This window comes from Sphingomonas fuzhouensis (assembly GCF_034659795.1).
In the GTDB taxonomy this organism is placed as follows: domain Bacteria; phylum Pseudomonadota; class Alphaproteobacteria; order Sphingomonadales; family Sphingomonadaceae; genus Sphingomonas; species Sphingomonas fuzhouensis.
Genome location: NZ_JAXSQY010000011.1, coordinates 24,532 through 49,770, shown reverse-complemented (window position 1 = coordinate 49,770; position 25,239 = coordinate 24,532). Strand labels below are relative to the sequence as shown.

At 68.0% G+C, this 25,239-nt stretch carries 19 protein-coding genes; 11 read left to right on the top strand and 8 right to left on the bottom strand.

What is annotated here, in order from left to right:
* Nucleotides 1–81: 81 nt before the first annotated feature.
* Genes U1H82_RS17590 through U1H82_RS17575 form a run of 4 tightly spaced genes read left to right on the top strand, consistent with a single transcriptional unit; the run spans nt 82 to nt 6,234 of the window.
* Entirely contained in the window at nt 82–3,681 is a 3,600-nt protein-coding gene (locus U1H82_RS17590; protein ID WP_322966277.1) for a hydantoinase B/oxoprolinase family protein, read from the top strand.
* Nucleotides 3,681–4,343, top strand: a complete 663-nt coding sequence (locus U1H82_RS17585) for a DUF969 domain-containing protein (RefSeq protein ID WP_322966276.1) — start codon at nt 3,681–3,683, stop codon at nt 4,341–4,343. The genes U1H82_RS17590 and U1H82_RS17585 overlap by 1 nt, the downstream gene beginning before the upstream one ends.
* Nucleotides 4,340–5,245 carry a DUF979 domain-containing protein gene (locus U1H82_RS17580; protein ID WP_322966275.1) on the top strand — a complete coding sequence of 302 codons (906 nt, stop codon included), beginning with the start codon at nt 4,340–4,342 and terminating at the stop codon, nt 5,243–5,245. Before U1H82_RS17585 ends, U1H82_RS17580 begins: the two co-directional genes overlap by 4 nt.
* Entirely contained in the window at nt 5,242–6,234 is a 993-nt protein-coding gene (locus U1H82_RS17575; RefSeq protein ID WP_322966274.1) for a DUF2891 domain-containing protein, read from the top strand. The genes U1H82_RS17580 and U1H82_RS17575 overlap by 4 nt, the downstream gene beginning before the upstream one ends.
* A gap of 18 nt (nt 6,235–6,252) precedes the next feature.
* On the opposite strand, the gene U1H82_RS17570 is transcribed toward U1H82_RS17575, so the two are convergent.
* The 3 genes from U1H82_RS17570 to U1H82_RS17560 all read right to left on the bottom strand — a co-directional run bounded on the left by U1H82_RS17570 (nt 6,253) and on the right by U1H82_RS17560 (nt 9,389).
* Nucleotides 6,253–7,005, bottom strand: coding sequence for a FadR/GntR family transcriptional regulator (locus U1H82_RS17570; protein WP_322966273.1), 753 nt, complete (start codon nt 7,003–7,005; stop codon nt 6,253–6,255).
* Between the two features lie 69 nt (nt 7,006–7,074).
* Nucleotides 7,075–7,875 carry a DeoR/GlpR family DNA-binding transcription regulator gene (locus U1H82_RS17565; protein ID WP_322966272.1) on the bottom strand — a complete coding sequence of 267 codons (801 nt, stop codon included), beginning with the start codon at nt 7,873–7,875 and terminating at the stop codon, nt 7,075–7,077.
* Nucleotides 7,872–9,389 carry a glycerol-3-phosphate dehydrogenase gene (locus tag U1H82_RS17560; protein ID WP_322966271.1) on the bottom strand — a complete coding sequence of 506 codons (1,518 nt, stop codon included), beginning with the start codon at nt 9,387–9,389 and terminating at the stop codon, nt 7,872–7,874. The genes U1H82_RS17565 and U1H82_RS17560 overlap by 4 nt, the downstream gene beginning before the upstream one ends.
* A gap of 121 nt (nt 9,390–9,510) precedes the next feature.
* Between U1H82_RS17560 and glpK the strand changes: the two genes are divergently transcribed.
* Entirely contained in the window at nt 9,511–11,007 is a 1,497-nt protein-coding gene (glpK, locus tag U1H82_RS17555; RefSeq protein WP_322966270.1) for a glycerol kinase GlpK, read from the top strand.
* Complete coding sequence (tpiA, locus tag U1H82_RS17550; RefSeq protein ID WP_322966269.1) at nt 11,004–11,735, top strand: triose-phosphate isomerase; 732 nt, start codon at nt 11,004–11,006, stop codon at nt 11,733–11,735. Before glpK ends, tpiA begins: the two co-directional genes overlap by 4 nt.
* 128 nt (nt 11,736–11,863) lie before the next feature.
* Here tpiA and U1H82_RS17545 read toward each other — a convergent pair whose 3' ends face one another.
* Both U1H82_RS17545 and U1H82_RS17540 read right to left on the bottom strand, forming a co-directional pair.
* Nucleotides 11,864–13,036: a sensor histidine kinase gene (locus U1H82_RS17545; protein ID WP_322966268.1), complete on the bottom strand. Its 1,173-nt coding sequence runs from the start codon at nt 13,034–13,036 to the stop codon at nt 11,864–11,866.
* Nucleotides 13,026–14,336 carry a sigma-54-dependent transcriptional regulator gene (locus tag U1H82_RS17540; RefSeq protein WP_322966267.1) on the bottom strand — a complete coding sequence of 437 codons (1,311 nt, stop codon included), beginning with the start codon at nt 14,334–14,336 and terminating at the stop codon, nt 13,026–13,028. Before U1H82_RS17540 ends, U1H82_RS17545 begins: the two co-directional genes overlap by 11 nt.
* A gap of 102 nt (nt 14,337–14,438) precedes the next feature.
* On the opposite strand from U1H82_RS17540, the gene U1H82_RS17535 reads away from it, so the two are divergent.
* Genes U1H82_RS17535 through U1H82_RS17515 form a run of 5 tightly spaced genes read left to right on the top strand, consistent with a single transcriptional unit; the run spans nt 14,439 to nt 20,837 of the window.
* Entirely contained in the window at nt 14,439–15,671 is a 1,233-nt protein-coding gene (locus tag U1H82_RS17535) for an efflux RND transporter periplasmic adaptor subunit (protein WP_322966266.1), read from the top strand.
* 14 nt (nt 15,672–15,685) lie between these two features.
* Nucleotides 15,686–16,363, top strand: coding sequence for an ABC transporter ATP-binding protein (locus tag U1H82_RS17530; protein WP_322966264.1), 678 nt, complete (start codon nt 15,686–15,688; stop codon nt 16,361–16,363).
* A 14-nt stretch (nt 16,364–16,377) separates the two neighbouring features.
* Nucleotides 16,378–17,136: a GIN domain-containing protein gene (locus U1H82_RS17525; RefSeq protein WP_322966262.1), complete on the top strand. Its 759-nt coding sequence runs from the start codon at nt 16,378–16,380 to the stop codon at nt 17,134–17,136.
* Nucleotides 17,137–17,161: 25 nt separating this feature from the next.
* Nucleotides 17,162–19,564 (top strand): FtsX-like permease family protein, encoded by a 2,403-nt coding sequence (locus U1H82_RS17520; protein ID WP_322966261.1) that lies wholly within the window; start codon nt 17,162–17,164, stop codon nt 19,562–19,564.
* Nucleotides 19,557–20,837, top strand: coding sequence for a TolC family outer membrane protein (locus U1H82_RS17515; protein ID WP_322966260.1), 1,281 nt, complete (start codon nt 19,557–19,559; stop codon nt 20,835–20,837). The genes U1H82_RS17520 and U1H82_RS17515 overlap by 8 nt, the downstream gene beginning before the upstream one ends.
* Nucleotides 20,838–20,852: 15 nt before the next feature.
* Here the strand turns inward: U1H82_RS17515 and U1H82_RS17510 are convergent, their stop codons facing one another.
* Genes U1H82_RS17510 through U1H82_RS17500 form a run of 3 tightly spaced genes read right to left on the bottom strand, consistent with a single transcriptional unit; the run spans nt 20,853 to nt 25,238 of the window.
* A complete protein-coding gene (locus tag U1H82_RS17510; RefSeq protein WP_322966259.1) occupies nt 20,853–21,239 on the bottom strand; it encodes a response regulator in 387 nt (128 codons plus the stop codon).
* The gene (locus U1H82_RS17505) at nt 21,232–24,681 is read right to left on the bottom strand and encodes a CheR family methyltransferase (protein ID WP_322966258.1); all 3,450 of its coding nucleotides are present in this window, start codon (nt 24,679–24,681) and stop codon (nt 21,232–21,234) included. Before U1H82_RS17505 ends, U1H82_RS17510 begins: the two co-directional genes overlap by 8 nt.
* Nucleotides 24,678–25,238 (bottom strand): PAS domain-containing protein, encoded by a 561-nt coding sequence (locus tag U1H82_RS17500; RefSeq protein ID WP_322966257.1) that lies wholly within the window; start codon nt 25,236–25,238, stop codon nt 24,678–24,680. Before U1H82_RS17500 ends, U1H82_RS17505 begins: the two co-directional genes overlap by 4 nt.
* Between the last annotated feature and the right edge of the window lies 1 nt (nt 25,239).

Sequence of the window (25,239 nt, the reverse complement as noted above, 5' to 3'; positions counted from 1 at the left end):
TAGGCAGCAATTGTGTAGGCTGCGTGTCAGTGGCAAAGGCCGTTACAAATGATACTATCATCGGCCAAGGAAAGGGATGACATGCAGGACGCGGGGGCGCGGTGGCAATTCTGGATCGATCGCGGTGGTACATTTACCGATGTGGTCGCGCGGGCACCCGATGGCGCGGTGGTCACGACCAAGCTGCTCTCCGAAGACCCCGATCGCCGCTATGACGCCGCCGAGGCCGCGATCCGGCAGCTGACCGGGGTGGGTGACGGACCGCTGCCCGCTTGCGCGATCCGGATCGGCACCACCATCGCGACCAATGCGCTATTGGAGCGGCAGGGGGAGCCGGTGCTGCTGGCGATCACGCGCGGCTTCGGCGATGCGCTGGCCATCGGCTATCAGGATCGTCCCGACATTTTCGCGCGCGATATCCGCCGCGCGCCGCCGCTATTTGCCGAGGTGGTCGAGATCGACGAGCGAGTGGCCGAGGACGGCACCGTCCTGACCCCGCTCGACCGCGAGGCGGCGGCGGCGGCCTTTGCACAGGCCTATGCGCGGGGGCTTCGGTCGATCGCCATTGTCCTGATGCATGGCTGGAAGCATCAGGCGCACGAACGGGCGCTGGCCGAACTGGCCGAGGCGGCGGGCTTCACCCAGATTTCGGTCAGCCACCGCACCGCGCCGCTGATCCGGCTTGTCGCGCGCGGCGATACCACGCTGGCCGACGCCTATCTGTCGCCGGTGCTCGGGCGCTATGTCCAGGGGCTGGACGCGGGCCTGGGCGAGGCGGCGGCGGGCGGTTTGCTCTTCATGCAGTCGAGCGGCGGGCTGGTGTCGGGCGATCACTTCCATGGCAAGGACGCGCTGCTCTCGGGACCGGCGGGCGGGATCGTCGGCATGGCGCGGACCGCCAGCGGCGCGGGCTTCGACCGGGTGATCGGGTTCGACATGGGCGGCACCTCGACCGACGTGTCGCTCTATGCCGGGCAATATGACCGGCGCTCCGACGCGGTGCTGGCGGGGGTGCGGGTCGCGGTGCCGATGATGCGGATCGACACGGTTGCGGCGGGCGGCGGGTCGATCTGTCACTTCGATGGTGGGCGGCTGCTGGTCGGCCCGGCCTCGGCAGGGGCGGAGCCGGGTCCTGCCTGTTACCGGCGCGGCGGCACGTTGACCGTGACGGACTGCAACATGATCCTGGGCAAGATCCAGCCGGGCCATTTTCCCGCGCTGTTCGGCCCCGACCGCAACCTGCCGCCCGACCGCGATGCCGCCGCGCGGGCGCTGGGCGCCTTGCTCGATCAGGTCGAGGCGGCCACCGGCGAGCGCCTCGATCCCATGGCGGCGGCCGAGGGACTGGTGGCGATCGCGGTGGCCAGCATGGCGCGCGCGATCCGCGCCGTCTCCGTCGCGCGGGGCGAGGACCCCGCCTCTTACGCGCTCGCTTGCTTCGGCGGGGCGGGCGGCCAACATGCCTGCCTGGTCGCCGATGCGCTGGGCATGGCCCAGGTGCTGATCCACCCGCTGGCGGGCGTGCTGTCGGCGGTCGGCATCGGGCTGGCCGATCGCAGCGTGGTGCGCGAGGCGACGGTCGGCCTGACGCTGGGCGACGAAGCACTGGAGACGGCGCTGGCCGATCTGCGCGCAGCCGCAGTCGCGGGCCTGGCCGAACAGGGTGTTGACCCGGCCGACGTCCGGGCGAGCGCGCTGGCGCAGCTTCGCTATGCGCGCAACGACCAGACGATCGGCGTCGCCTGGGACAGCCCGGCGGCGATGGCCGACAGTTTTGCCGAGGCGCATCGCCAGCGTTTCGGTTTCGTCGGCGAGGATGCGCTGGTCGTCGAGCAGCTGCGGGTCGAGGCGATCGCAGGCGGTGCGGCGCAGGCGCTGCCCGCGCCGACGCTGGCCGTACAGACCGGCGATCCCATCGATACCGTCGCCATGTATCTGGCGGGCGAAAAGCACGACGTGCCGGTCCATGCCCGCCAAGAACTGGCGGCCGATGCGGTGCTGGCGGGGCCGGTGCTCATCATCGATCCGGTGTCGACCGTGGTGGTCGAGCCCGGCTGGCAGGCGCGGGTGCTGGCGGAGGGCACGTTGCTGCTGGAGCGGGTCGCGGCGCGGCGCGAACAGGCGGCTGAGGAAGCGGTCGATCCGGTCCGGCTGGAGATATTCGCCGGGCTGTTCATGGGCATCGCCGAGGAAATGGGCGCGGCGCTTCAGCGGAGCGCGGCCTCGGTCAATATCCGCGAGCGGCTGGATTTCTCCTGCGCGATCTTCGACGCCGAAGGTGGGCTGGTTGCCAATGCGCCGCATATTCCGGTCCATCTGGGGTCGATGGGCGAGAGCATCCGCACCGTCATCCAGGCGCGCGGGAATACGATGCGTGCGGGACAGGTCTATGCGCTGAACGATCCCTATCGCGGCGGCACCCATCTGCCCGATATCACCGTCATCATGCCGGTTTTTGCGGACGAGGACGCACCCGCCTTCTTCGTCGCGGCGCGCGGTCATCATGCCGATGTCGGGGGCACGACGCCGGGATCGATGCCGCCGGACAGCCGGACATTGGCGGACGAGGGCATCGTCTTTGACGATGTCCTGATCGTCGAAGACGGTGCGATGCGCGAGCAGGCGATCCGCGACCTCCTGGCCAGCGGCCCCTGGCCAGCGCGCAATATCGACCAGAATATCGCCGACCTCGCCGCCCAGGTCGCGGCCTGCGCGCGCGGTGCCGATGGGCTTCGCCAACTCGCCGCGCAACAGGGGCAGGGCGTCGTCACCCGCTATATGGCGTATGTTCAGGCGCATGCCGAGGCGATGGCGCGGCGGATGATCGCGACGCTGAAGGACGGCGCATTCCGCTACAGGCTGGACGACGGGGCGGTCGTCGCCGTCCGGGTGACGATCGATGCCGAACAGGGCCGCGCGACGATCGACTTCACCGGCACCAGCGAACAGCGCCCCACCAACTTCAACGCACCGCTGGCGGTGACGCGCGCCGCCGTCCTCTATGTCCTGCGCCTGCTGGTCGACGAGGCGGTGCCGCTGAACGAGGGGTTCCTGCGGCCCGTCACGCTGATCGTGCCCGAAGGATCGATGCTCAATCCGTGCTTCCCCGCCGCCGTGGTGGCGGGCAATGTCGAGGTCAGCCAGGTCGTGACCGATGCGCTGCTGGGTGCGCTGGGGGCGATGGCGGGTAGCCAGGGGACGATGAACAACCTGACCTTCGGCGACGACAGCTATCAATATTACGAAACGATCGCGGGCGGCGCGGGCGCGGGGCCGGGGCATGACGGGGCCGATGCGATCCAGACGCATATGACCAACAGCCGGTTGACCGACCCGGAGGTGCTGGAGACGCGCTATCCCGTGCTGCTCGAGCAATTCTCCATCCGGCGCAGCTCGGGCGGTGAGGGGCGATGGCGCGGCGGAGACGGCACGATCCGCCGCCTGCAGTTCCTGAAGCCGCTGCGCGCCGCGATCCTCAGCAATCGGCGGATCATCCCGCCCTTTGGGCTGGACGGCGGCGGCGACGGTCGGCCGGGGCGCAACCGGGTCGAACGGGCCGATGGGACCGTACAGGATCTGGCCCCGACCGCCGGGGTCGATATGGGGGAGGGGGACTTGATGGTGATCGAGACGCCCGGCGGCGGCGGCTATGGCACGGCCCCCGGTTCGGACAAACGCTGATGTGGGTGCTCGCCGGGATCGTCGTCATCGCGGGCGGCTTCCTGCTGCGCTTCAATCCGCTGCTGGTCATCATCGCCTCCGCGCTCGTCACCGGACTGGCGGCGGGGCTGGACTGGTTGCGGATCGTCGCGACCTTCGGCCATGCCTTTAACGACACGCGCTATGTGACCGTCATCTATATGGTGTTGCCCGTGATCGGCCTGTTGGAGCGGCGGGGGCTACAGGCGCGGGCGCGGGCTTTGGTCGGCGGGCTTCGCGGCGCGACGGCGGGACGGCTGCTGACCGGTTATCTTGTGTTCCGGCAGGTCATGGCGGCGCTGGGCCTGACCTCGGTCGCGGGGCCCGCCCAGACCGTCCGCCCGCTCGTCGCCCCGATGGCGGAGGCCGCCGCCGAGCGTCAGGGCGGGGCGCCCGAGGACGCCGACCGGGTCAAGGCGATGGCGGCGGCGACCGACACGGTCGGGCTGTTCTTCGGCGAGGACATCTTCCTGGCGGTCGGATCGATCCTGCTGATGAAGGGCGTGCTGGAAGGTTATGGTATCCTTCTGGAACCCTTCCAGCTGTCCGTCTGGGCGATCCCGACGGCGATCGCGGCCTTCGTGATCCATGGCACGCGGCTCTGGTGGTTCGACCGGCACCTGTCGCGGGGCAGCGTGCGATGATCGGGTTGAACCTGGTCTATGCCGTGGCGGGGATCGTCTTTGCGGTCTTCGCCATGCTGTCGGCCCGCGACCGGCGCTTTGCCAATGCGGCCTTTTATGGGCTGATTACCGTGTCCTTCCTGTTCGGAAACAGGCTGGGCGATGTCGGCAATGGCGTACTGGTGCTGGCGCTGGTCGGTATCGCCGCATCAGGGCGGATGCGCCGGGCCGATCCGGTCGAGCCAGCGGACGATCGCCATGGCGCGAAGGTCTTCGTGCCCGCGCTCATCATTCCTGCGGTCGCGCTGCTCGGAACGCTGGCGTTCAAGCATGTGCCGATGCTGGTCGATCCCAAGCAGGCGACGCTGGTCGCGCTGACGCTGGGCACCGTGATCGCGCTGGTCCTGTGCGGCCTATTGCTGCGCGCAAGGCCTGCCGAGCCGTTCGTCGCCGGACGCGCGCTGACCGACGATATCGGCTGGGTCGCGGTGATGCCCCAGATGCTGGCGAGCCTGGGGGCGGTCTTCGCGCTGGCAGGCGTGGGCGGGGTGGTCGGCGAGCTGATCGGTGCGGTGATCCCGGCGGGCAGCGTGATCGGCGCGGTGCTGGCCTATGCGCTGGGGATGGCGCTGTTCACCATCGTCATGGGCAATGCCTTTGCCGCCTTTCCGGTGATGGCAGCGGCGGTCGGCGTGCCGATCCTGGTCCACCAGATGCACGGGAACCCAGCCATGGTCGCCGCCGTGGGGATGCTCGCGGGGTTTTGCGGGACGCTGATGACGCCGATGGCCGCCAACTTCAACCTGCTTCCCGCGGCCCTTCTGGGCCTGAAGGACAAATATGCCGTCATCCGCGCGCAGGTGCCGACCGCGCTGCCGCTGCTCGTCTTCAACATTCTCCTGCTCTACGGAATGATCGCATGACCCGACTGGACCGCGCCACCGCCGAACGCTTCGCCGCCATGACGCTGGGGCATGTCGGGCGGGAATATCCCAATGTCCTGATCCATGTGCTGAACGGGCCGGAGGATGCGCGCACGCCCTCCGAACTGCATCCGATCTTCTATGGCAGTTTCGACTGGCATAGCTGCGTCCATGGCTGGTGGCAGTTGCTGCGCCTGATCCGGCTCTATCCCGATCTGGAGGCCGCCCCGGCGATCCGCGCGCGGGCCGATGCGATGTTCGTGCCCGACAAGGTCGCGGGCGAGCTGGCCTATCTGGAGCGGCCCAGCGCAGCGGGGTTCGAGCGGCCCTATGGCTGGGCCTGGATGTTGGCGCTGCATGACGAGGCGAGCCGCCATGACGCGGGTTGGGCGACGATGCTGGAGCCGCTTGCCCGGTTCTTCGCGGGGGCCTTCGCGGCGTTCCTGCCGCGCCTGACCTATCCGTTGCGGGTGGGCACGCATTTCAACACCAGCTTTGCGCTGACGCTCGCCTGGGACTGGGCGGGGGAGCGCGATCCGGGGCTGCGCGCCCAGATCGCGCAGGCCGCGCAGACCTGGTTCGGACAGGATCGTGGCTGCCAAGCCTGGGAGCCGGGCGGCGACGAGTTCCTGTCGCCCGCGCTGTCCGAGGCGCTTTTGATGAGCCGGGTGCTCGACACCCAGGGGTTCCGCACCTGGTTCGATGCGTTCCTGCCCCATGTCGCGGCGGGAGAGCCCGCCACGCTCTTCACGCCCGCCATCGTGTCCGACCGGACCGACGGGAAGATCGCGCATCTCGACGGGCTGAACCTGACCCGCGCCTGGTGCTGGCGGGTGATCGCCGCGAAGCTGGGCTCGGCACATCCGGTTTCGGCCCGCGCCAGCGCGACGGCGGATGCGCATCTCGCCGCCAGCCTGCCGCATCTGGGGGATCATTATATGGGCGAGCACTGGCTCGCCACCTTCGCGCTGCTGGCGTTGGCGGCGTAAGGGGGCCGGTCCCCGCCCTCAGATCTTCAGATGGGCGGTCCGGTCGCGCTTGGCGGCGAGCGCCTGGCGGACTTCGGCGACGGCGCGGGCTTCGCTGGCGATCAGCAGGCCTTCGAGCGCGGCGGTCAGGTGACGCTGCATCGCGGTCCGCGCCGCCAGCGAGTCGCGGGCGCGCAGCGCCTCCAGGATGGCGGCGTGATGCTCGACGATCGGGCGCACGTCGATGGCGATGGCCTTGGCATCCAGAAAGACGCTTTCGGCCGATCGCAGCCGCTGTTCCCACAACCGGTCGATCGTCTCCAGAACGGCGCTGTTGCGGGTCGAGCGGGCGATCAGCGTGTGGAAGGCCCGGTCCGCGCGGAATGTGCCCCCGACCGTGTTGTTCTCCTCCTCGATCGCGTCGACCAGAGTCGCCAGCTCGTCCAGTTCGCTGTCGGTGATCTGCGCCGCTGCCAGTGCCGCCGCTTCGGGTTCGAACAGCAGCCGCGCCTCGGCCACTTCCATCGCGGACACGCCGAAATCGGGTGTCTCGCCCTGGCCCGGCAGCGCCACGACATGCGCGCCAGAGCCGATCCGCACCTCGATAAGCCCCTGGACTTCCAGCGCGATCAGCGCTTCGCGGATGACCGGGCGGCTGACGTCGAACCGCGTCGCCAGTTCGCGCTCGGCGGGCATGCGCGTGCCGATCGGGTAGCGGCCCTCCTGCAACTCGGCGATCAGCGTGCGGGCGAGTTCCCGGTAGAGCCGGTCCTGGGTCGTGTTGTTGTCCATCACGACCCTTATAGGGGCCGAGTCGGCGCACGGGTCAAGCGCTTGCATCGGACCGGATGCGACATTCGCCTATTCGCGCATCGCATCCTCGATCGGCATGACGGTCGTTCCGGCCGCGCGCGCCGCCTCGGCCAGGCGGGGATCGACCGCGTCGGTGACGAGGAAATCGACATCGCCCATGTCCCCGACACGCACCGGCGCGGCGCGGTCCAGCTTGGACGCGTCGATCGCCAGCAGGACCTGACGGGCATGGCGGATGATCGTCTGCGACACCCGCACCTCGTCCACGTCGAAGTCCAGGAAGGTGCCGTCCGGATCGATTGCCGATGCGCCGATCAGCGCCATGTCGACCTTGAACCCCCGGATGAAGTCCATCGCGAGTGCGCCCACCACCGCCCGGTCGCTGGCGCGCACCCGGCCACCGGCGGCGATCACCTCGATCGAGGGGCGACCGCCCAATATGTCGACGACGTTCAGATTGTTGGTGATGACCATCAGGTCGCGGTGATCGACCAGCGCCTTGGCGATCGCTTCGGTGGTCGAGCCGATATTGATGAACAGGCTGGCCCCGTTGGGGACGAGCGCGGCGGCGGCGGCCCCGATCGCGGCCTTGGCGGGGGCTGCCACGGTGCGTCGCTCGGCATAGGCGAGATTGTCGGTGCCCGAGGTGACGACCGCGCCGCCATGGACGCGCGCCAGCATCGACTGGCGGGCCAGCAGGTTCAGATCCTTGCGGATGGTCTGCGGCGTGACGCCCAGCTTTTCGGCAAGCGCATCGACGCTGACGCTGCCGGTGCGCCGCGCCACGTCGAGGATGGCGGCGTGGCGCGCGGCGACGATTTCCGCCGATCCGAGGGTGGGGGGCTTCATGCGAGGCCCTGCCCGGTCAGATAGCGCGCCAGCCGGTCCGGCGTGTCGAGGGGCACGTGCAGGCCCAGCTTGCTGCGGCGATAGAGGATATCCTCGACCGTGCGCGCCCATTCGACCCTGACCAGATAATCGACCTCGGCGGTGTGCAGCCCCCCGCCCAGATCGGGACCGAGGTCGCTCGCCACCTGTGCGGTGCCCAGCAGCGTGCGGACCCGCGTGCCATAGGCGCGGGTCAGACGGCGCAGCAGCGCCGGGGGCAATTCCGGACGCTCGCGGATCAGCATGTCCAGAAAGCCGTCGAAATCCGCATCCGGGATATCGCCGCCGGGCAGTGCCTGGCCCGCCGTCCATGCGCCCCCGGCGTCGGGGAAGAACCGCGCCAGTTCGCGCATCGCATGCTCGGCGAGCTTGCGATAGGTGGTGATCTTGCCCCCGAAGATGTTCAGCATCGGCGCATGCTCCGCGCCTTCGGGCCCTGTGTCGAGGTCGAGCACATAGTCGCGCGTCACCGCCGAGGCATTGGCCGAGTGATCGTCATAGAGCGGCCGGATACCGGCATAGCTCCACACGATGTCGCCTTCCCCCGTCTTGCGCGCGAAATAGCGGTTGACCGTGTCGAGCAGATATCGGGTCTCCGCCGCGCCGATCTGTGCCTTGGCGGGCGCCTCGGTCCATGGCTCGTCGGTGGTGCCGACCAGCGTGAACCGGCCCTCATAGGGGATGGCGAAGACGATCCGGCGATCGTCGTTCTGGAGCATGAAGGCATGGTCGCCCTCATAGAGTTTGGGCACGATGATGTGGCTGCCCTTGACCAGTCGGACGCCGCGATCGGCCCTCGCGCCGTGGGTCCGGCCGATCACGTCGGCGACCCATGGCCCCGCCGCATTGACCAGGGCTCGGGCGCGAACCGTGCGAGCTTCGCCCGCTGCCTTGATCGTCGCCACCCAGCCATCGCCGTCGCGCTTCGCATCGACCAGCGTCGTCCGTGTCGCGATCACCGCGCCACGTTCGGCGGCGTCCATTGCGTTGAGCACGACCAGGCGACTGTCCTCGACCCAGCAGTCCGAATAGACGAACGCCTTGCCCTTTCGCGGCGAAAGCCCGTCACCCAGCGGTGAGCGCTCCAAGGCGACGGTACGCGTGCCCGGCAGCTTTTCGCGACCGCCCAGATGATCGTAAAGGAACAGGCCCAGCCGCACCATCCAGGCGCGGCGCGGCGAATGGGTCTGGGGCAGGACGAAGGACAAGGGCCAGATGATGTGCGGCGCCATGCCGAGCAGCCGCTCGCGCTCGATCAGTGCCTCTCGCACCAACCGGAATTCGCCATATTCCAGATAGCGCAGGCCGCCATGGATCAGCTTGGTTGAGGACGAGGAGGTATGGCTGGCCAGATCGTCCTGCTCGACCAGCAGCACCGACAGGCCGCGCCCGGCAGCGTCGCGCGCGATCCCGGCACCATTGATCCCGCCGCCGACGACCAGCAGGTCGATCCTCTCCATGTCATGGTCCGTCATGCCGCGTGTCCCTGTTTTCGAACGCGTCCCTTGCTATACCATCCCAAGGTAAAACGAAAGCATTGACGTTCATATGAAAGCGTGTGACGGTTCGAAGCGAAAACAGGGAGAGGGGTGAGCGATGGCGTCGCACATTCTGGTGATCGATCAGGGGACGACCTCGACACGCAGCATCGTGTTCGATGGGCAGGCGCGGCGCGTGGCCATCGCACAGGCCGAATTCGCGCAGCATTATCCCGCGCTCGGCTGGGTCGAGCATGATCCCGAGGATATCTGGCGCGATGCCCTTGCCACCGCGCGGCGCGCCATCGCCGAGAGCGGCATCGCCCCCGCCGGGATCGCGGCGATCGGCATCACCAACCAGCGCGAGACGGTCGTCGTCTGGGACCGCGCGACCGGCGAACCGATCCACCGCGCCATCGTGTGGCAGGACCGGCGCGGCACCGATCTATGCCAGACGCTGAAGGCCGATGGTGCCGAAGACCTGGTGCGGGCGCGGACCGGTCTGCTGATCGATCCCTATTTCTCGGCCACCAAGCTCGCCTGGTTGCTCGATCATGTCGAGGGCGCGCGGAAACGGGCCGAGCGCGGGGAACTCGCCTTCGGCACGATCGACAGCTTCCTGCTCTGGCGACTGACCGGCGGGGCGGTGCATGCGACCGACATCACCAATGCCAGCCGCACCATGTTGTTCGATATCCATCGCGGCGAATGGGACGCAGAACTATGCCGATTGCTGCGCGTGCCGATGGCGATGCTGCCCGACGTGCATGACAATGCCCATGTCTTCGGCACGACCGCGCCCGATCTACTCGGCGCAGCCATCCCGATTGCGGGCATGGCGGGCGACCAGCAGGCGGCCCTGTTCGGCCAGGCCTGTTTCCGTCACGGCATGGCTAAGTCGACCTATGGCACCGGCTGTTTCATGTTGCTCAACACCGGCGAGACGGCGGTGGCCTCGCAGCATCGATTGCTGACCACGCCTGCCTATCGGCTGAACGGCAGGACGACCTATGCGTTGGAGGGATCGATCTTCGTTGCGGGCGCGGCGGTGAAGTGGCTGCGCGACGGGCTGGGCGTCATCACCCATGCCAGCCAGACCGACGATCTGGCGACACAGGTGCCCGACAGCCACGGCGTTTACATGGTCCCGGCCTTTGTCGGCATGGGCGCGCCCTATTGGGAACCCGATGCGCGCGGCGCCATTTATGGCCTGACCCTGGGGGCCAGCGCGGCGCATCTGGCGCGCGCGGCGCTGGAGTCGGTCGCTTACCAGACGATGGACCTGGCCCAGGCGATGAAGGCCGATGCGGGCGAGGGCCCGGCGATCCTGCGTGTCGATGGCGGCATGGCGGCCAATGACTGGTTGTGCCGCTTCCTGGCGAACATGATCGGCACCCCGGTCGAGCGGCCCGCCGATCTGGAGACGACGGCGCGCGGGGCGGCCTTCCATGCGGGGCTGGCGACCGGCGTCTGGTCAGGGCTGGACGCGCTGGAAAAGCTCTGGTCGCGGGAACAGTGTTTCGAGCCGTCGATGACCGACGAAGCGCGCGCGCCGCTGGTTGCCGGATGGCGCGATGCGGTGGCGCGGACGCTTGCCAGACCCGGCGGGGCATGACGGCGGTGCGGCCGATGCTGGTCGGCAATTGGAAGATGCATGGCGATGGTCGCGACCTGCCCATTATCCAGGCGATCGGCGCGGCGGCGCGGCGGCATCCGGCGGTCGATGTCGCGCTCTGCCTGCCTGCGACGTTGTTGGACCGGGCACGGGTCGCCTGTCCGGACCTCGCCATCGGCGGACAGGATTGCCACGCTCAGGCAAGCGGCGCACATACCGGCGATATTTCCGCCCCGATGCTAGGCGAGGCTGGGGCGTCGCTCGTCCTGCTGGGCCATAGCGAAAGGCGGCGCGATCACGGCGAGGATGATGCGCTGATCGCCGCCAAGCTGCGCGCGGCTCGGGGTGCGGGCTTGGACGTGGTGTTGTGCGTCGGCGAGACGGCGGAGGATCATGCCGCCGGACGATCGGCGGCGGTCGTGCGCGATCAGGTGATCCGCTCGCTCGGCGGGGCAGCGGGGTCAGGCATCGCGATCGCCTATGAACCGATCTGGGCGATCGGTAGCGACCGCGTGCCCGATCCGAGCGAAGTCGCGGCGATGGCGGCGGTGATCCGCGATGCGGTTTCCGGGGTGCGTGTCTTCTACGGTGGTTCGGTCACGCCCGATAACGGCGCAGCGCTCTTCACGGAGGGCGGCATCGACGGTTTCCTGGTCGGCCGCCAGAGCCTGGAGGCTGATGCCTTTACCGCGATTCTCGGGTTGGTGGCACCTTCGGCCGGAAACTAGAGAAGAATGACATGAGCTGGAATCGTCATTGCGAGCGTAGCGAAGCAATCCAGTGTCCGGGCAAGACGCTCTGGATTGCTTCGCTACGCTCGCAATGACGGATTGGGTCAAACTGACGTCATCCTGCTTTAGCCAATTCCTTCCCTTGCAGGGGACGAAGGTTGGTCATCCGGGACCACCCATTCGAAAGTCGTCACCGCCACCGGCAACAGGGTCAGGTCGCCGCCATGCGCGCGGGCGATCCGGCGGGCGAGTGTCAGGCCGATGCCGGACCCTTCAGATTTGGTGGTGTGAAAGGGCCGGAAAATCCGCGCTCGCTCCGGCGCCGCGACGCCCTGGCCGCTGTCCGACACACGCAGGATCAGCCGGTCGGTCTCGGCGGCGACGCGCAGACCCACCGCCGGGGCGACCGGCCCGGCAAGCGCTGCCTCGGCGGCATTGTGGAGCAGCGCCCATAGGCCTTGCGTCATCTGGTCCCGGTCACACCATCCGGTCGCGCCTTCGGGAACCGCGATCGACAGCGTCACCCGCTCCCCGAAACGCTCGGCGAACAGGCGGGACAGGTCGTCGGTCAGTTCGCCCATATCCACCATGGCGCGTGCCGGATCGGGCAAGCGGGCGAGCATCCGATAGGCGCGGGTGAAGCGCTCCAGCCCTTCGATCCGCCGAGTCAGCGTCGCCAATATGCCGGGCAGTCGTGCGTCGCCCCGTTCTGCCGCCACTTGCGCGCTGTCCGCCAGCGAGACGATCGGCGACAGGCCATTCAGCAACTCATGGCCGAGAATGTCGATCATCTCGTTGTCGGCATGGGCCTCGGCGGCGCGACGTTCGGCCTCGACATCGACCAGCAGGACCAGCGCGCGGCCGGTGCCCGCCACCCGCTCGATCCGCCAGCTCTTTCCCTCATGCCGGAGCCGGGTCTGGCTGGCGTCGAGCAGCGCGGGCGGGGGCGGGATCAGTCGGTCGTCGGTGCCGAACAGCCTGCGGCTGGCGCGGTTGATCGCCTGGACGCGGCCCGCATCGACACGCAGCAGCGGCAGCGGGATCTGGTCGAACAGCGCATCCAGCGGTGGCCCATCGGGGACAGGGCGGTCGGCCTCGGCATGGCGGGGCAGGCTGGCCGCACGCGCCGCCGCCCAGCATCCGGCCGCGATCAGCCAGGCGATGCACAGCGCCAATCCCAGGATCGACGCGAACATGCCCCGCTGCCATGCCAGCACCATCAGCGCGCCGCCGACCGTCAGCGTCAGTCCGGCCAAGCCCGCCGCGACGCTGCGCGCCTGCGAAAGCTCAAAGCCCATGGCGCGCCATCCGGCGATACAGCGCACCGCGGCTGAGCCCCAGCGCCTGGGCGGCCTGGGTGACATTGTGGTGATGCTCGATCAGTGCGGCCTCGATCATCGCACGTTCGCTTTCGTCCAGATCGAAACTGGCGCGTGCCGGGGCGGTGGCGATGCCGGGCGCAGGTACGGGTTGCGGGGCGAGCAGCGCGGCCTCGATCACCCCGTCCTCGCCCAGCAGCAGCGCCCGTTCGATCGCACTGGCCAGCCCGCGCGCCTCGTCGGGCCAGCGCGCGGTCGACAGCAAAGCCTCGGCCGCCGGGGTGAAGCGGGGCGGGGCAAGGCGATGCCGCTCCGCCGCGAGCCGCGCGAAATGGCGCGCGAGCAGCGGCACGTCCGCGCGCCGTTCGGTCAGGGGCGGCGCGGCAATCTCCACCGCCGCAATCCGCCGGGCGAGCGCGGGGATGATGGCACGGGCATCATCGGCGATGGCGATATAGCGATCCTCGGTCCGCAACAGGTCGAGCAGCCGGGCCTGTTCGATCTCGTCCAGCCGGTCGGGATGGCGGAGCAGCCATGTCGCTCCCGCCTCGCTTTGGCTCAGTCGCGCCCAGGCGAGCGGATCGCGCAGATCGACCCGCGCCATCGGCCGGTCGGCCCCGGCCGACGCGGCATGGAGCGCGGTGGCGATCAGGCTTCGTCCCGCCCCGGACGGGCCGGTCACGACGACCCCCGCCATGGTCGGGCCGATACGGCGGATGAGGTGGCGGACCTGCGCGATCGCGGCGCTGTCGCCCAACAGGCGGACCGGCTCGGCGGCGGTGTCGGGGAGGGGCGCGCCGGTCGGGCTGGCACGGCGGCGGGCGGCAACCTCGATCTTGGCGATCAGCTCGGCATTGCGCCACGGCTTCATCACGAAGTCGCGCGCACCCGCCTGCATCGCGGCGACGGCCAGCCGGATGCCGCTATGCGCGGTGATGACGATGATGCACGCGTCCGGATCATCGGCCAGCAGCCGATCGAGCATGGCCAGCCCCTCCGCTCCGTCGGTCCGCCCGGCGGCATAGTTCAGGTCGAGCAGGATCGCGTCATAGCGCTGCGCCGCCAGTCGCGAGAAACCCTCTTCGGGCCCGAGTGCGACATCCAGCCGGTGCCCGGCCAGATCGATCGCGATGGCCAGCGATTCGGCGATACGGGGATTGTCGTCGATGACCAGGATCGCAAGCGGGCTTGACGCGGGTGCCGACCGTCCATTTTCGGACGGTGCGTCCGTTGCCGAACGGTCGGATTCGGGCCGAACATGGGAAAGTGGCGTTTTCATAGGGCTTTAGGTTTTTCGACCGTCCTGGGTGACACTCCACCCATGATGACCGAACAACCCGTACACGCAAGCGCCTCGCCCGGAGCGGGGCCGGGGGCGGCAATGGACCGCCGGATCGAGCGAAAGCCGATGCCCTGGTGGCGGCGGCGCGCGATGGTGATCGCCGTGCTGCTGGCGATCGGGGCGGTGCTGATCTGGCGGATGCTGCCCGCCGCCGGGTCGACCGATATCGCCGCCGCCAATATCGAGACGGGCGAAGTGACCCGCGCCGCGTTCGACGATTATCTGCCGGTCCGCGCCACCGTCACGCCGCGCGTGACGACCTTGGTCGGCGTGCTGGCGGGCGGGCAGGTCGAAAAGCTGCTGGCGCAGGACGGCCAGATGGTGACCGAGGGACAGCCGCTCGCCACCCTCGCCAATCCGCAGCTGAAGCTCGACGTGCTGACCCGCGAGGCGCAGATCGCCAGCCAGTTGAGCGGCGTGGCGAGCGAGGGGCTGGGGATCGAGCGCAACACGCTCGACCGTGCGGGGCAGGTGGCGCAGGCCGAATATGACCTCATCAAGGCGCGCCGCGATCTGGGCATCCGCCGCCAGCTGCACGACCAGGGCTTTCTGTCGGATGCAGGCGTGAAGAGCTTCGAGGAGGAGGCCGCCTATCAGGAAAAGCGGCTTGCCCAGTTGAAGTCCGGTCGCGCGACCGAGGCGCGGATCACCGCGACCCAGTCGGCGCGGCTGAACGATACCCAGGCGCGACTGTCGGGCAACCTCTCGGCGGTGCGCGCAGGCCTGGAGGCACTGACCATCCGCGCGCCCGCGAATGGGCGGCTGACCAATTTCACCATCCAGCCGGGCCAGACGCTGAAGCCCGGCGATCCGGTGGGACAGGTCGATAGCGAGGGATCGTGGAAGCTCGTTGCGCAGGTCGACGAATATTATCTCGGCCGCGTCGCGGTGGGGCAGACGGCGACGACCGCGGACGGCGCGAAGCTGACCGTGTCGAAGGTGCTTCCTGCCGTGAAGGACGGCCGATTCCAGGTCGAGTTGACCTTCGACAAGGCACCGGCCGGGCTCAATCGCGGGCAGACGATCGACATCCGCATCACCCTGGGCGCGGCGAGCCGGGCAGTGGTGGCCCCGGTCGGCGGCTGGCTGGAGGCAGGCGGGACTTCGGCCTTCGTCCTCGATCCCGACGGCGCCCATGCCCGCCGCCGCAGCGTGAAGATCGGCCGTCGCAATCCCGAGCAGGTCGAGATCCTGGCGGGCCTCAATCCCGGCGAGCGCATCGTCATCAGCAACACATCGTCCGTGAAGGGCGACATCCTGAACATCCGATAAGGGGGAGTGACATCATGATCCGACTGGAAGGCATTCAGCGCCGCTACGTCTCCGACGAGGTGGAGACGACCGCGCTGCACGATATCGACCTGCATGTCGCGGCGGGCGAGTTCCTGGCCATCATGGGCCCTTCGGGCTGCGGCAAGTCGACCCTGCTCAACACGCTGGGCACCGTCGATCGGCCGACGGGCGGACGGTATCTGTTCGGCGACCGCGATCTGGCGGCGATGGGCGAGAAGGAACTGGCCAGGTTCCGCGCGGAGACGTTGGGCTTCGTCTTCCAGAGCTTCAACCTGATCGACGAATTGACGATCGAGGAGAATGTCGCGCTGGGCCTCGCCTATCGCAGCGATGTCGGGGATCGGCGGGCGCGCGTCGCCGCCGCGATGGACAAGGTCGGCATCGCCCACCGCGCCCGCCACTTCCCGCACCAGCTATCGGGCGGTCAGCAGCAGCGCGCCGCCATCGCCCGCGCCATCGTCGGCGATCCCAAGCTGATCCTGGCGGACGAGCCGACCGGCAATCTCGACACGGCCAATGGCGAGCAGGTGATGAACATCCTGACCGGGCTGAACGATGCGGGCGCGACCATCGTGATGGTCACCCACTCGCCCAGCCATGCCGACCTCGCCAAGCGCCGCATCGACATGCTCGACGGCCGCATCGTCGCCAGCGCCATGCGCGCGATCTGAAAGGATTCTCCGTGATGAAGATGATCTCCACCATCGCCCTTATGTCGCTCGTGGCCGTCGCTCCGGCGTCGGCACAGGATGGTCAGCAGACCGCGCGCAGCTATCAGGTGCGCGGGTTCGACCGGATCGACCTGAGCGGCTGCGATATCGTCAGCGTCTCGCTGGGCGCGGCTTACGGCGTGACGGCGCGGGGGCGGGCGGCCAATATCGACGCTCTGCGGATCGACACCGATGGCGCGACCCTGCGTATCCGCCGCCGCGACGACAGCTGCAACGGTCACGACCGCCGCGTGGCGATCACCGTGACATTGCCGTCGCTCAAGGCCGTGCATGTCGGCGGCGCGGCGGAGATGAACCTGCCCGCGCTCGACGTCCCCACGTTCGCGGTCGGGACCAGCGGCGCAAGCGTGCTCCGCCTTCCGGCCCTGCGCAGCGGCGCGGTGAGCTTCGACCTGTTGGGAGCGAGCCAGGTCATCGTACAAAATCTCCGAGCCGAGCGTGCAAGCCTGGACACGTCCGGCGCCAGCGTCCTGCGGGCGGACGGCGACGTGCGGCAACTGGCCATCGACAGCAGCGGGGCGAGCAACGTGAATGCGCGCGCGCTGTCCTCGCCGAACGTCACCATCGGCGCCAGCGGCACGGCCAATGTCCGCGCCGGGGCGGCGCAACAGGCGCAGGTGAGCGCCAGCGGCATGGCGAACGTCACCGTCGAGGGGAAACCGCGCTGCACCGTCTCCAAGAGCGGGCTCGCCCGCATCGCCTGCGGCCGATGACCGCGTCTTTCGGGGGAAAGCCACGATGAACCGCTTCGCGCTTCTATCGCTCTATCGCTCGCTTGTGCGCCACAAGCTCTATGCCGCGCTCAACATCGGCGGGCTGGCGGTGGGCATCGCCGTCTTTCTGATCCTTAGCCTCTATGTCCGGTTCGAGACGGGCTATGAGAAATGGCTGCCGGGCCATGACAAGCTTTACCTTGCCGAAGAATATTGGGACATGCCGGGCAGTCCCGCCAATGGCTATTCGACCAGCACGATGGGCGGCCTGATCGAGCAGCTTCGCGAGGATTTCCACGGAATCATCGGCACGCGCGTTCAGATCATGGATGCCAATGTCGTGCGTGGAGATACCGCCACGACGGAGCCCTTCGCTTATGCCGACGCCAATTTTCTGGATATCGTCCATCTGCCCATGGTTTCCGGGAACGCCCGGGCCTTGCAAGCGCCGGACAATGTCCTGATCAACGAAACCGTCGCCAAGCGATATTTTCCGGGCGTAAATCCGGTCGGACAAACGATGACCCTGACGGTGATGGGCAAGACCGCCAATTATCGCGTCGCCGGCATCTTCCGCGACCTGCCGCCCGATACCGAATTGCGCTTTTCGATTCTGGCTAAGACGCCGAATCCGCATCCCGACAAGATGTGGTTCCATTGGGGCAGTTCGCGCGTCTGGACGATCCTGCGCTTCGATACGCCGAAGGATGCGGCGCGACTGCAAGGGCAGATGCGCGGTTTTGTCGATCGGCGTGCTACCAAGGATCAGGGGCCATCCACGAAAAGCCTGAGCCTCAAGATTACCCCGCTCGCCGATATCCATCTTCAAACGACGCCAGCCCGCAAGATGACGGTCGCTACGCTCGGGATCGTCGGCGTGCTGACGCTGCTGATCGCGATCGTGAATTACGTGAACCTTGCGACTGCACGTGCTGGGCTTCGCGCGCGCGAAGTGGCGATGCGTAAGGTTCTAGGGGCGGATCGTAGTGCCTTGATCCGGCAGTTTCTGGGTGAGGCGGTGCTCGTCGCTGGTTTGGCGGCTCTCGGTGGTCTGATCCTGGCCGAACTGGGTCTGCCGCTGATCAACGCAGCAGGCGGTTTGAAGCTGGCACTCGACTATGCGGTGGTCATACCGGCTCTGGTGGCGCTGGCATTGGTCGTCGGCGTTGCGGCCGGGCTTTATCCCGCGGTGCTGCTCTCCCGTTTTCCGGCCGCAGCCGTACTCGCCTCGGTACGCTCGCCCGGCGGCGGGCGGACGGGAACGCGGGTGCGGGAAGCGCTGGTGGTCTTTCAGTTCGCGCTCGCCATCGCCTTCATGATCGGAACGGTCGTGCTGATCGCACAGACCCAGCATGTCCGTAAGACCGATGTCGGGTTTCGACGCGATGGGCTGGTGATCGTCAGTTCGACCAGCGACAGCGCCGTGGATAAATCGCAGATGACGGCCTTTGTCGCCAGGGCCGCCGCGTTGCCCGGCGTACAGTCGATCACGACGTCCGATTCCACGCCGGGATCAAGCAGCGGGAACAGCGATGGCTATGCTGTGCCAGGCAAGCCCGAACCCGGCCCTAGTTTGCAGGCAATCATCGTGGGTAAGGACTTTTTTCCCACCTTTGGATTGCGGCTGATCGCGGGTCGGCTTCCTGATGACGCGCACCGCGCCGACGACGCCCGCAATTTTGACGATGTCAGCGGGACACCAACTTTGAATGTCGTCATCAACCGTCGTGCTGCTCAGGATCTGGGCTTTGAAAGCCCGCAGGCCGCGTTGGGCAAGACGGTCGGTCGGTCGAACCCGCGTATGATCATCGGCGTCGTCGAAAACGCACGTTTTTTCTCCCCGCGCGATCCCGTCAACGGGACCATGTATTATTACCGATCAGGCTATCCGTACCACCCGCGTACGACCTTGAGGGTCGATGGTGATCCGCGCGTGACGATCAATGCGCTGCGTACATTGTGGCGCCAGATCGCGCCGCAAGTGCCGTTCGAGGCGAAGACTGCCAACCAGAATATGGAGGATTATTACGCCGCCGACGATCGCACTACGCGCCTGTTCGGCATCGGTGCCGGGCTCGCCGTGCTGATCGGTTGCGTCGGGCTGTGGGGCCTGGCGTCGTTCAACACCCAGCGGCGGGTGAAGGAGATCGGTATCCGCAAGACGCTTGGCGCGTCTGCCACCGACATCGTGAAGCTGCTGGTCGGGCAGTTCCTGCGGCCGGTGTTGATCGCCAATCTGGTGGCCTGGCCTTTGGCCTATGTCGCGATGCGGACTTGGCTGGCCGGGTTCGACGACCGGGTGCCGCTGTCGCCGCTCTATTTCGTCGCGGCCACCGTGCTGGCGCTGACCATTGCCGTCCTGACCGTGCTGGGCCAGTCGCTCAAGGCCAGCCGTGCCGCGCCTGCCTGGGCACTCCGTCATGACTAAGCGCGGGACGTGGCTGCTCATGGGGGCGGCGTTGGTCGCGGCCGCTCCGGCCTCGGGCGAGACGCTGCGGGAGGCGATCGCGGCGGCGTGGGAGGGCAATCCCGAACTCGCCGCCGCGCGCGCCCGGCAGGATGCGCTGGCCGAGACGCCCAATCAGGCGCGGGCCGCCGGGCGGCTCACCGCCGGGGCAACCGGCAATGCGGGCTATGACCGGCTGGGCTATAACGGAACCGGCGTGCGCACGGGGGCGACCTCGGCGCTGGGCAATGTCACGGCGACCTTGCCGATCTGGACCGGGGGCCGGGTGCCGTCGGCGGTGCGTGCGGCCAATGGCGATGTCGCGGCGGGCAGCGAAGCCTTGCGCGATGTCGAGGCGGATGTGCTGGAGCGGGTGGTCGGCGCTTATGCCGACCTGCTCTATACCCAGCAGGCGGTCGAGGTCGCGCGGGTCGGGATCGAACGTCTCGACCGGCAGGTGGCCGAGGCCAAGTCGCGCTATGGCCTGGGCCAGGCGACCCGGACCGACGTGGCGCAGCTGGAGGCGCAGCGGGCCAGCGTCGTCTCCAACCTGGTCGATGCCGAGGGGGCGGTGGCGACGGCGGCGGCGGCCTATCGCGCGATCGTCGGGCGCGATGCCGGGGCGCTGGATGCGACGATTGCGACGCCCGCCGCGCTGCCCCGTACGCTGGCCGATGCGCGGGCGGCGGCGGAGGCGAGCAATCCGTTGTTGCTTGCCCAGCAGCGCCGGGTCGATGCGGCCACCGCGCGGATCGATCAGGCGCGGGCCGACCGTGCGCCTGCTGTCGATCTGACCGGGGGCTATGGGCGCGGTGTGCAATGGGTGGGGGGCCAAGCGAACGGCTTCGACAGTGCGGCCAATGCCGGGCTGGCGCTGCGTATCCCGTTGCTGACCGGCGGGCTCGTCGCCTCGCGCGTGCGGCAGGCAGAGGCGGCGCGGCGGGCCGAGCGGTTCGACGCCGATGCCGTGGCGCGGGGCGTGGTGCGCGCGGCCGACACCGCCTGGGCCTCGCTGACCGCCGCGCAAGGACGGCTGACGGCGAGTGCGGAGGGGCTGAAGGCGGCCGATCTGGCGCTGAAGGGCGTGCGGGCCGAATATGGCTTCGGCCTGCGCTCGACGATCGACATATTGGTGGCCGACCAGAGCTATCGCGCGGCGCAGCTGGCGGTGGCGCGGGCGCAGGTCGATGTGCTGACGGCGGAGGCGGCGTTGCTGCGCGCGACGGGCCGGATGGGGCGGGGGGCGTTCGACTGAGCGCCCCCTGACGGCTCAGCTTGCCTCGCGGTCGCTTTCGCTGGGGGCCGAGACGGCCATCGACAGGGTGCGGCGGAGCAGCGATGGCGAGCAGGGCTTGCCGCACACCGCCGCGCCTGGATAGCGCGATTGCAGGGCCTGTTCGTCGGCATGGCCCGAATGGAAGATCAACGGCACACCCGCCTCGTGCAGGCGTTCGGCCGCCGGAAACACCTCGCCGTCACGCAGGCGCACGTCCAGGATCGCACAGGCCAGCTCGGGCTTGTCGCCGTCCAGATGTGCCAGCACGTCCTCGACACTGACATAGGGGCCATCGACCTGATAGCCGCCATCCTCGATGATCGATTGGAGATCCAGCGCGACGAAGAACTCGTCCTCGACCAGCAATATCGTTTTAGTCATGCGAGAGCACCGTCTCCGGCAAGATGAGGTTGAGCAGGAAACGTCCGTCGACGCTTTTGCGCTCCAATTGGGCGCCCAATTGGCGCGACGATGTCTGGACGAGCAGCGTGCCGAAGCCCTTGGCACCGGCATCGTCGGGAACTTCGCCACCCGTCTCCGTCCATTCCAGCGCCAGTTTGCCGTCGGCCAGTGTCCAGTGGATCGACAATTCCCCTTCGGCCCTGGCCAGCGCGCCATATTTGACCGAGTTGGTCGCCCATTCATGCAGGATCAGCGCCAGCGGCGACAGGCAGCGGCGGTCGACCAGCAGCGGCGGGCCGTCGATGATGATGGTCGATTGGCCGCGATAGGGGGCGATCGTCGCCTCGACCAAAGCCGCCAGCTCGATCGCCTGCTGCTCGCCTGCGGGCGAGGCGAGCGAATGCGCGCGGCCCAGCGTGGCGATCCGCTCGCGCACATCGTCCGCCATCTCGGTCACGTCGTCATGCGAGCGTGATGCCGCCGAGACGATGCCGGAGATGATCGCGAACAGGTTCTTCACCCGGTGGTTCATCTCGCGCAGCATCAGCTCGCGCGTCTCCGCAATGGCATATTCGGCGGTGACGTCGATCGACACGCCGACCATCCGGTGCGGCGCCGATGCGGTGACGACCCGGCCGAAACCCTTGATCCAGCGTTCCTTGCCGTCGAGGTCGAGGCGGAAGGTCATCTCGAAATCGCCGCGCCCGGCCATCGCCTCGGCCAGCGAAAGTTCGACGCCCGGCCGATCCTCGGGCACGATCCGGTCTAAGACGTGATGCACCTGATCGGCGCTATCCTTGGCGTCGAAACCGAACAGATGGCGGCCCGTTTCGTCCAGCAAGATTTCGCCGGTGCCGCCGCGATATTCCCACACGCCGATGCCGCCCGCCTTGATCGCCAGGTCCAGCCGCTCACGTTCGGCGGCGAGTTCGCGCTCCAGGCTCAGCGCGTCGGTGATGTCGGTCAGCACCAGGGTCGCGCCGTCGATCCCGTCGCCCTGCGTCCGGTACGGCAGGATGCGCAGCGACAGGGTGCGCCCGCCGTCGCGGGTCGTCACCCGCTGCTGCATCGCCGCGCCGCCGCCCGCGACCTGCGCCGCACCGTCCAGATAGTCGGTCGTCGCCAGTCGGGTGGAGACATCGGCCAGCAACCGCCCCCGGTCGCTGGGTTGCAACGGGAAGATGGCGCGCGCCGCCTCGGTATAGCTGCGGATGCGCAGATGCTTGTCGAGCACCACCACCGCCAGATCGGTCGATTCGAAGAAATTGCGCAGATCGGAATTGGCGACGGTCAGCTGGTCGACCTTGGTCTTCAGCTCGTCATTGACGGTCGACAATTCCTCGTTGGTCGATTGAAGCTCCTCGTTCATCGACATCATTTCTTCGTTGGAGCTTTTCAGCTCCTCATTCGCCGTCTCCAGTTCCTCGACGGTCGAACGCAGCCGGTGACGGGTCAGGCGGAGTTCGTCTTCCAGCGCCTCGATATGATCGTCGCCCGGCTCCAGATCGGCCAGATCGCTCGCCTCGACCGGACTGAACGGCGCGGAATCGCGGAACAGGAACAGCAGCGATCCGTCGGTCAGCGGGTCGCAGATCACCTCGATCCGCTGGACGCCATATTCGGTAGTCACCGCCACGTCGCGTGCCGCGATCCGCTTGCGCGCGTCGCGGGCCTGGCGAAGCATCGGGCCGATCACCTCGCGCAGGCCGGGACGGGCGAGCGTGATCGCGCTCGATCCGCCCGCGCGGGTCACGGGGAAGGTGAAGTACCGGCTGAGGCGTCCGAATGCGGCGAGGATGCCGCCATCCTGATCCACCACCATGCTCGGCGGGGAATAGCGGTCGACGATGCGGCGCATCGCCATAGTCTCGTCACCGTTCGAAGCGCGCTCGTCACGCTCGCCCCGTTCGCCGCGCCGACGCGGACTGCGGCTCGCCCCGCCGGGCAGGTCGATGGGGTAGGAGGGGGAGCCTGGCGACCGCTCGAACAGCCGGGCATGGCCGTCGATCGCGGGGAAGAGATGATCGAACCGCCCGACGCTTTCGGACGGTCCCAGGAACAGATAGCCGCCCGGCTTCAGCGCATAATGGAGCAGCGGCAGCACCGATTGCTGCAACCGATCGTCGAAATAGATCAGCAGGTTGCGGCACGAGACCAGGTCGATCCGCGAAAAGGGCGGGTCCTTGACTAGGCTGTGGTTCGAAAAGCGGATCATGTCGCGGATCGACGCATTGATCGTGAACCGCTCGGCATGCGGCATCGTATAGCGTTCGCGAAGCGGCGCCGGGATATCGGCCAGCGCGGCGGCGGGATAGCTGCCGTTGCGCGCGATCTGGAGCATCTGTTCGTCGATATCGGTCGCGAAGATCTGCACCGCCAGCGGTTGTCCGGCTTCACGCGTCGCCTCGGCGAACAGCATGGCGATGCTGTACGCTTCCTCACCGCTGGAGCAGCCGGGTATCCAGATGCGGATATCCTCCTCCGGGTCGCGCGCGCGGATCAGCGGCTCGATCGCCTGGGTGCGCAGCGTCTCGAACAGCTCAGCATCGCGGAAGAAGCGGGTGACGTTGATCAGCAGGTCGCGGAACAGCGCCTCGCACTCATCGGCATCGCTCTTGACCCGCGCCAGATAGGCAGAACCCGTGCCGATGCCCAGAACGTGCATCCGCCGCTCGACCCGGCGGACCAGGGTGGTGCGCTTATAGCCCGAGAAATCATGCCCGACCGCGTTGCGCAGCACCTGGCAAAGATCGTCGATATGGTCGGCGACGACCTCTGCCTCATGCGCCTTCGGATCGCCCGAGCGGCGCGCGAAAAAGGCGTGGAGGCAGGCGAGGATGTCGCTGGGCGGCTTGACGAAATCGACAAGGCCCGTGCCCACCGCCGACAGCGGCATCCCGTCATAGCGCGCGGTTTCGGGCTTCTGGACGACGCTGACCCCGCCATTCTCCTTGATCGCGCGCAGGCCCGTCGTCCCGTCCGCGCCGGTGCCGGACAGGATGACGCAGGCGGCATTGGCCTGCTGGTCGCTCGCCAGCGACAGGAAGAAATCGTCGATCGGGCGGCGAAGCCCGCGCGGCTGGATGAAGTCGGTCAGCTCCAGCACGCCGCCGCGAATGGCCAGGCCCCGGCCGGGCGGGATGATATAGACGCGGTCGGCCTCGATCCGCTCCGACCCCTCGCACTGGCGGACCTCCAAATTGGTGTGCCGGTCGAGCAACTGGGCCAGCATGGACTCGTGATTGGGGTCGAGATGCTGGACGACGACGAACGCCATGCCGGTCGGCGCGCGTGCCGGGGTCAGCATTTCGCGCAGCGCCTCCAGCCCGCCTGCCGACGCGCCGATGCCGACCACCGGCACCGGTGCGATGCCCCGATCGTTCGCGGGGGTGGCCTGCGGAGCCTCGGCGTCGGCGCTCATGGAAAGGTTGCCCGGTCGAGGTCCGACAGGGTCAGCTTGGCCTGCGCGATGGTGGCGGCGGTGTTGGCGATCGCGGTCAGCGATCCCTCCAGCACCATGCCGCTTTCCGCTAGGATCGGGGTCAGGCGGCCCAACGTGCGCCCCAGTTCCGCGTCATAGGCGGAAAGTCGTTCCGGCTGTGAGCGGCTGACATCGAATTGCGAGGCGAAGATATAGGGCATCTCACCGCCCAGTTGCCGCAGCTTCGACATGTAGAGAAGGTTGACGAAGGGCGATCCGTCCTTGCGGAAATTGATGAGCATCGTGCGGACGTTCAACTGGCGATCATTGGATAGGAACTCGCGGATGCGGTCGCGCGCTTCGCTATTATCGGCATCGCGCTGAAGCATCCGGCAATTCTGCCCGATCATGTCCTCGCTGGTATAGCCGGTAAGTTCCCGAAAGCCGTGATTGATGAAGATCAAGGGATTGTCGTCACGCGCATCGGCCAAGGCCAGGGCGATGGGGGACTGGTCCAGATAGGCGGCCAGATGACTGGGTATTGGTATATCGTGCACG

Bases quoted from the DNA above. Each gene is read 5' to 3' on its own strand.
- U1H82_RS17590 (WP_322966277.1), top strand. From the start codon at position 82: ATGCAGGACGCGGGGGCGCGGTGGCAATTCTGGATCGATCGCGGTGGT.
- U1H82_RS17585 (WP_322966276.1), top strand. From the start codon at position 3,681: ATGTGGGTGCTCGCCGGGATCGTCGTCATCGCGGGCGGCTTCCTGCTG.
- U1H82_RS17580 (WP_322966275.1), top strand. From the start codon at position 4,340: ATGATCGGGTTGAACCTGGTCTATGCCGTGGCGGGGATCGTCTTTGCG.
- U1H82_RS17575 (WP_322966274.1), top strand. From the start codon at position 5,242: ATGACCCGACTGGACCGCGCCACCGCCGAACGCTTCGCCGCCATGACG.
- U1H82_RS17570 (WP_322966273.1), bottom strand. From the start codon at position 7,005: ATGGACAACAACACGACCCAGGACCGGCTCTACCGGGAACTCGCCCGC.
- U1H82_RS17565 (WP_322966272.1), bottom strand. From the start codon at position 7,875: ATGAAGCCCCCCACCCTCGGATCGGCGGAAATCGTCGCCGCGCGCCAC.
- U1H82_RS17560 (WP_322966271.1), bottom strand. From the start codon at position 9,389: ATGACGGACCATGACATGGAGAGGATCGACCTGCTGGTCGTCGGCGGC.
- glpK (WP_322966270.1), top strand. From the start codon at position 9,511: ATGGCGTCGCACATTCTGGTGATCGATCAGGGGACGACCTCGACACGC.
- tpiA (WP_322966269.1), top strand. From the start codon at position 11,004: ATGACGGCGGTGCGGCCGATGCTGGTCGGCAATTGGAAGATGCATGGC.
- U1H82_RS17545 (WP_322966268.1), bottom strand. From the start codon at position 13,036: ATGGGCTTTGAGCTTTCGCAGGCGCGCAGCGTCGCGGCGGGCTTGGCC.
- U1H82_RS17540 (WP_322966267.1), bottom strand. From the start codon at position 14,336: ATGAAAACGCCACTTTCCCATGTTCGGCCCGAATCCGACCGTTCGGCA.
- U1H82_RS17535 (WP_322966266.1), top strand. From the start codon at position 14,439: ATGGACCGCCGGATCGAGCGAAAGCCGATGCCCTGGTGGCGGCGGCGC.
- U1H82_RS17530 (WP_322966264.1), top strand. From the start codon at position 15,686: ATGATCCGACTGGAAGGCATTCAGCGCCGCTACGTCTCCGACGAGGTG.
- U1H82_RS17525 (WP_322966262.1), top strand. From the start codon at position 16,378: ATGAAGATGATCTCCACCATCGCCCTTATGTCGCTCGTGGCCGTCGCT.
- U1H82_RS17520 (WP_322966261.1), top strand. From the start codon at position 17,162: ATGAACCGCTTCGCGCTTCTATCGCTCTATCGCTCGCTTGTGCGCCAC.
- U1H82_RS17515 (WP_322966260.1), top strand. From the start codon at position 19,557: ATGACTAAGCGCGGGACGTGGCTGCTCATGGGGGCGGCGTTGGTCGCG.
- U1H82_RS17510 (WP_322966259.1), bottom strand. From the start codon at position 21,239: ATGACTAAAACGATATTGCTGGTCGAGGACGAGTTCTTCGTCGCGCTG.
- U1H82_RS17505 (WP_322966258.1), bottom strand. From the start codon at position 24,681: ATGAGCGCCGACGCCGAGGCTCCGCAGGCCACCCCCGCGAACGATCGG.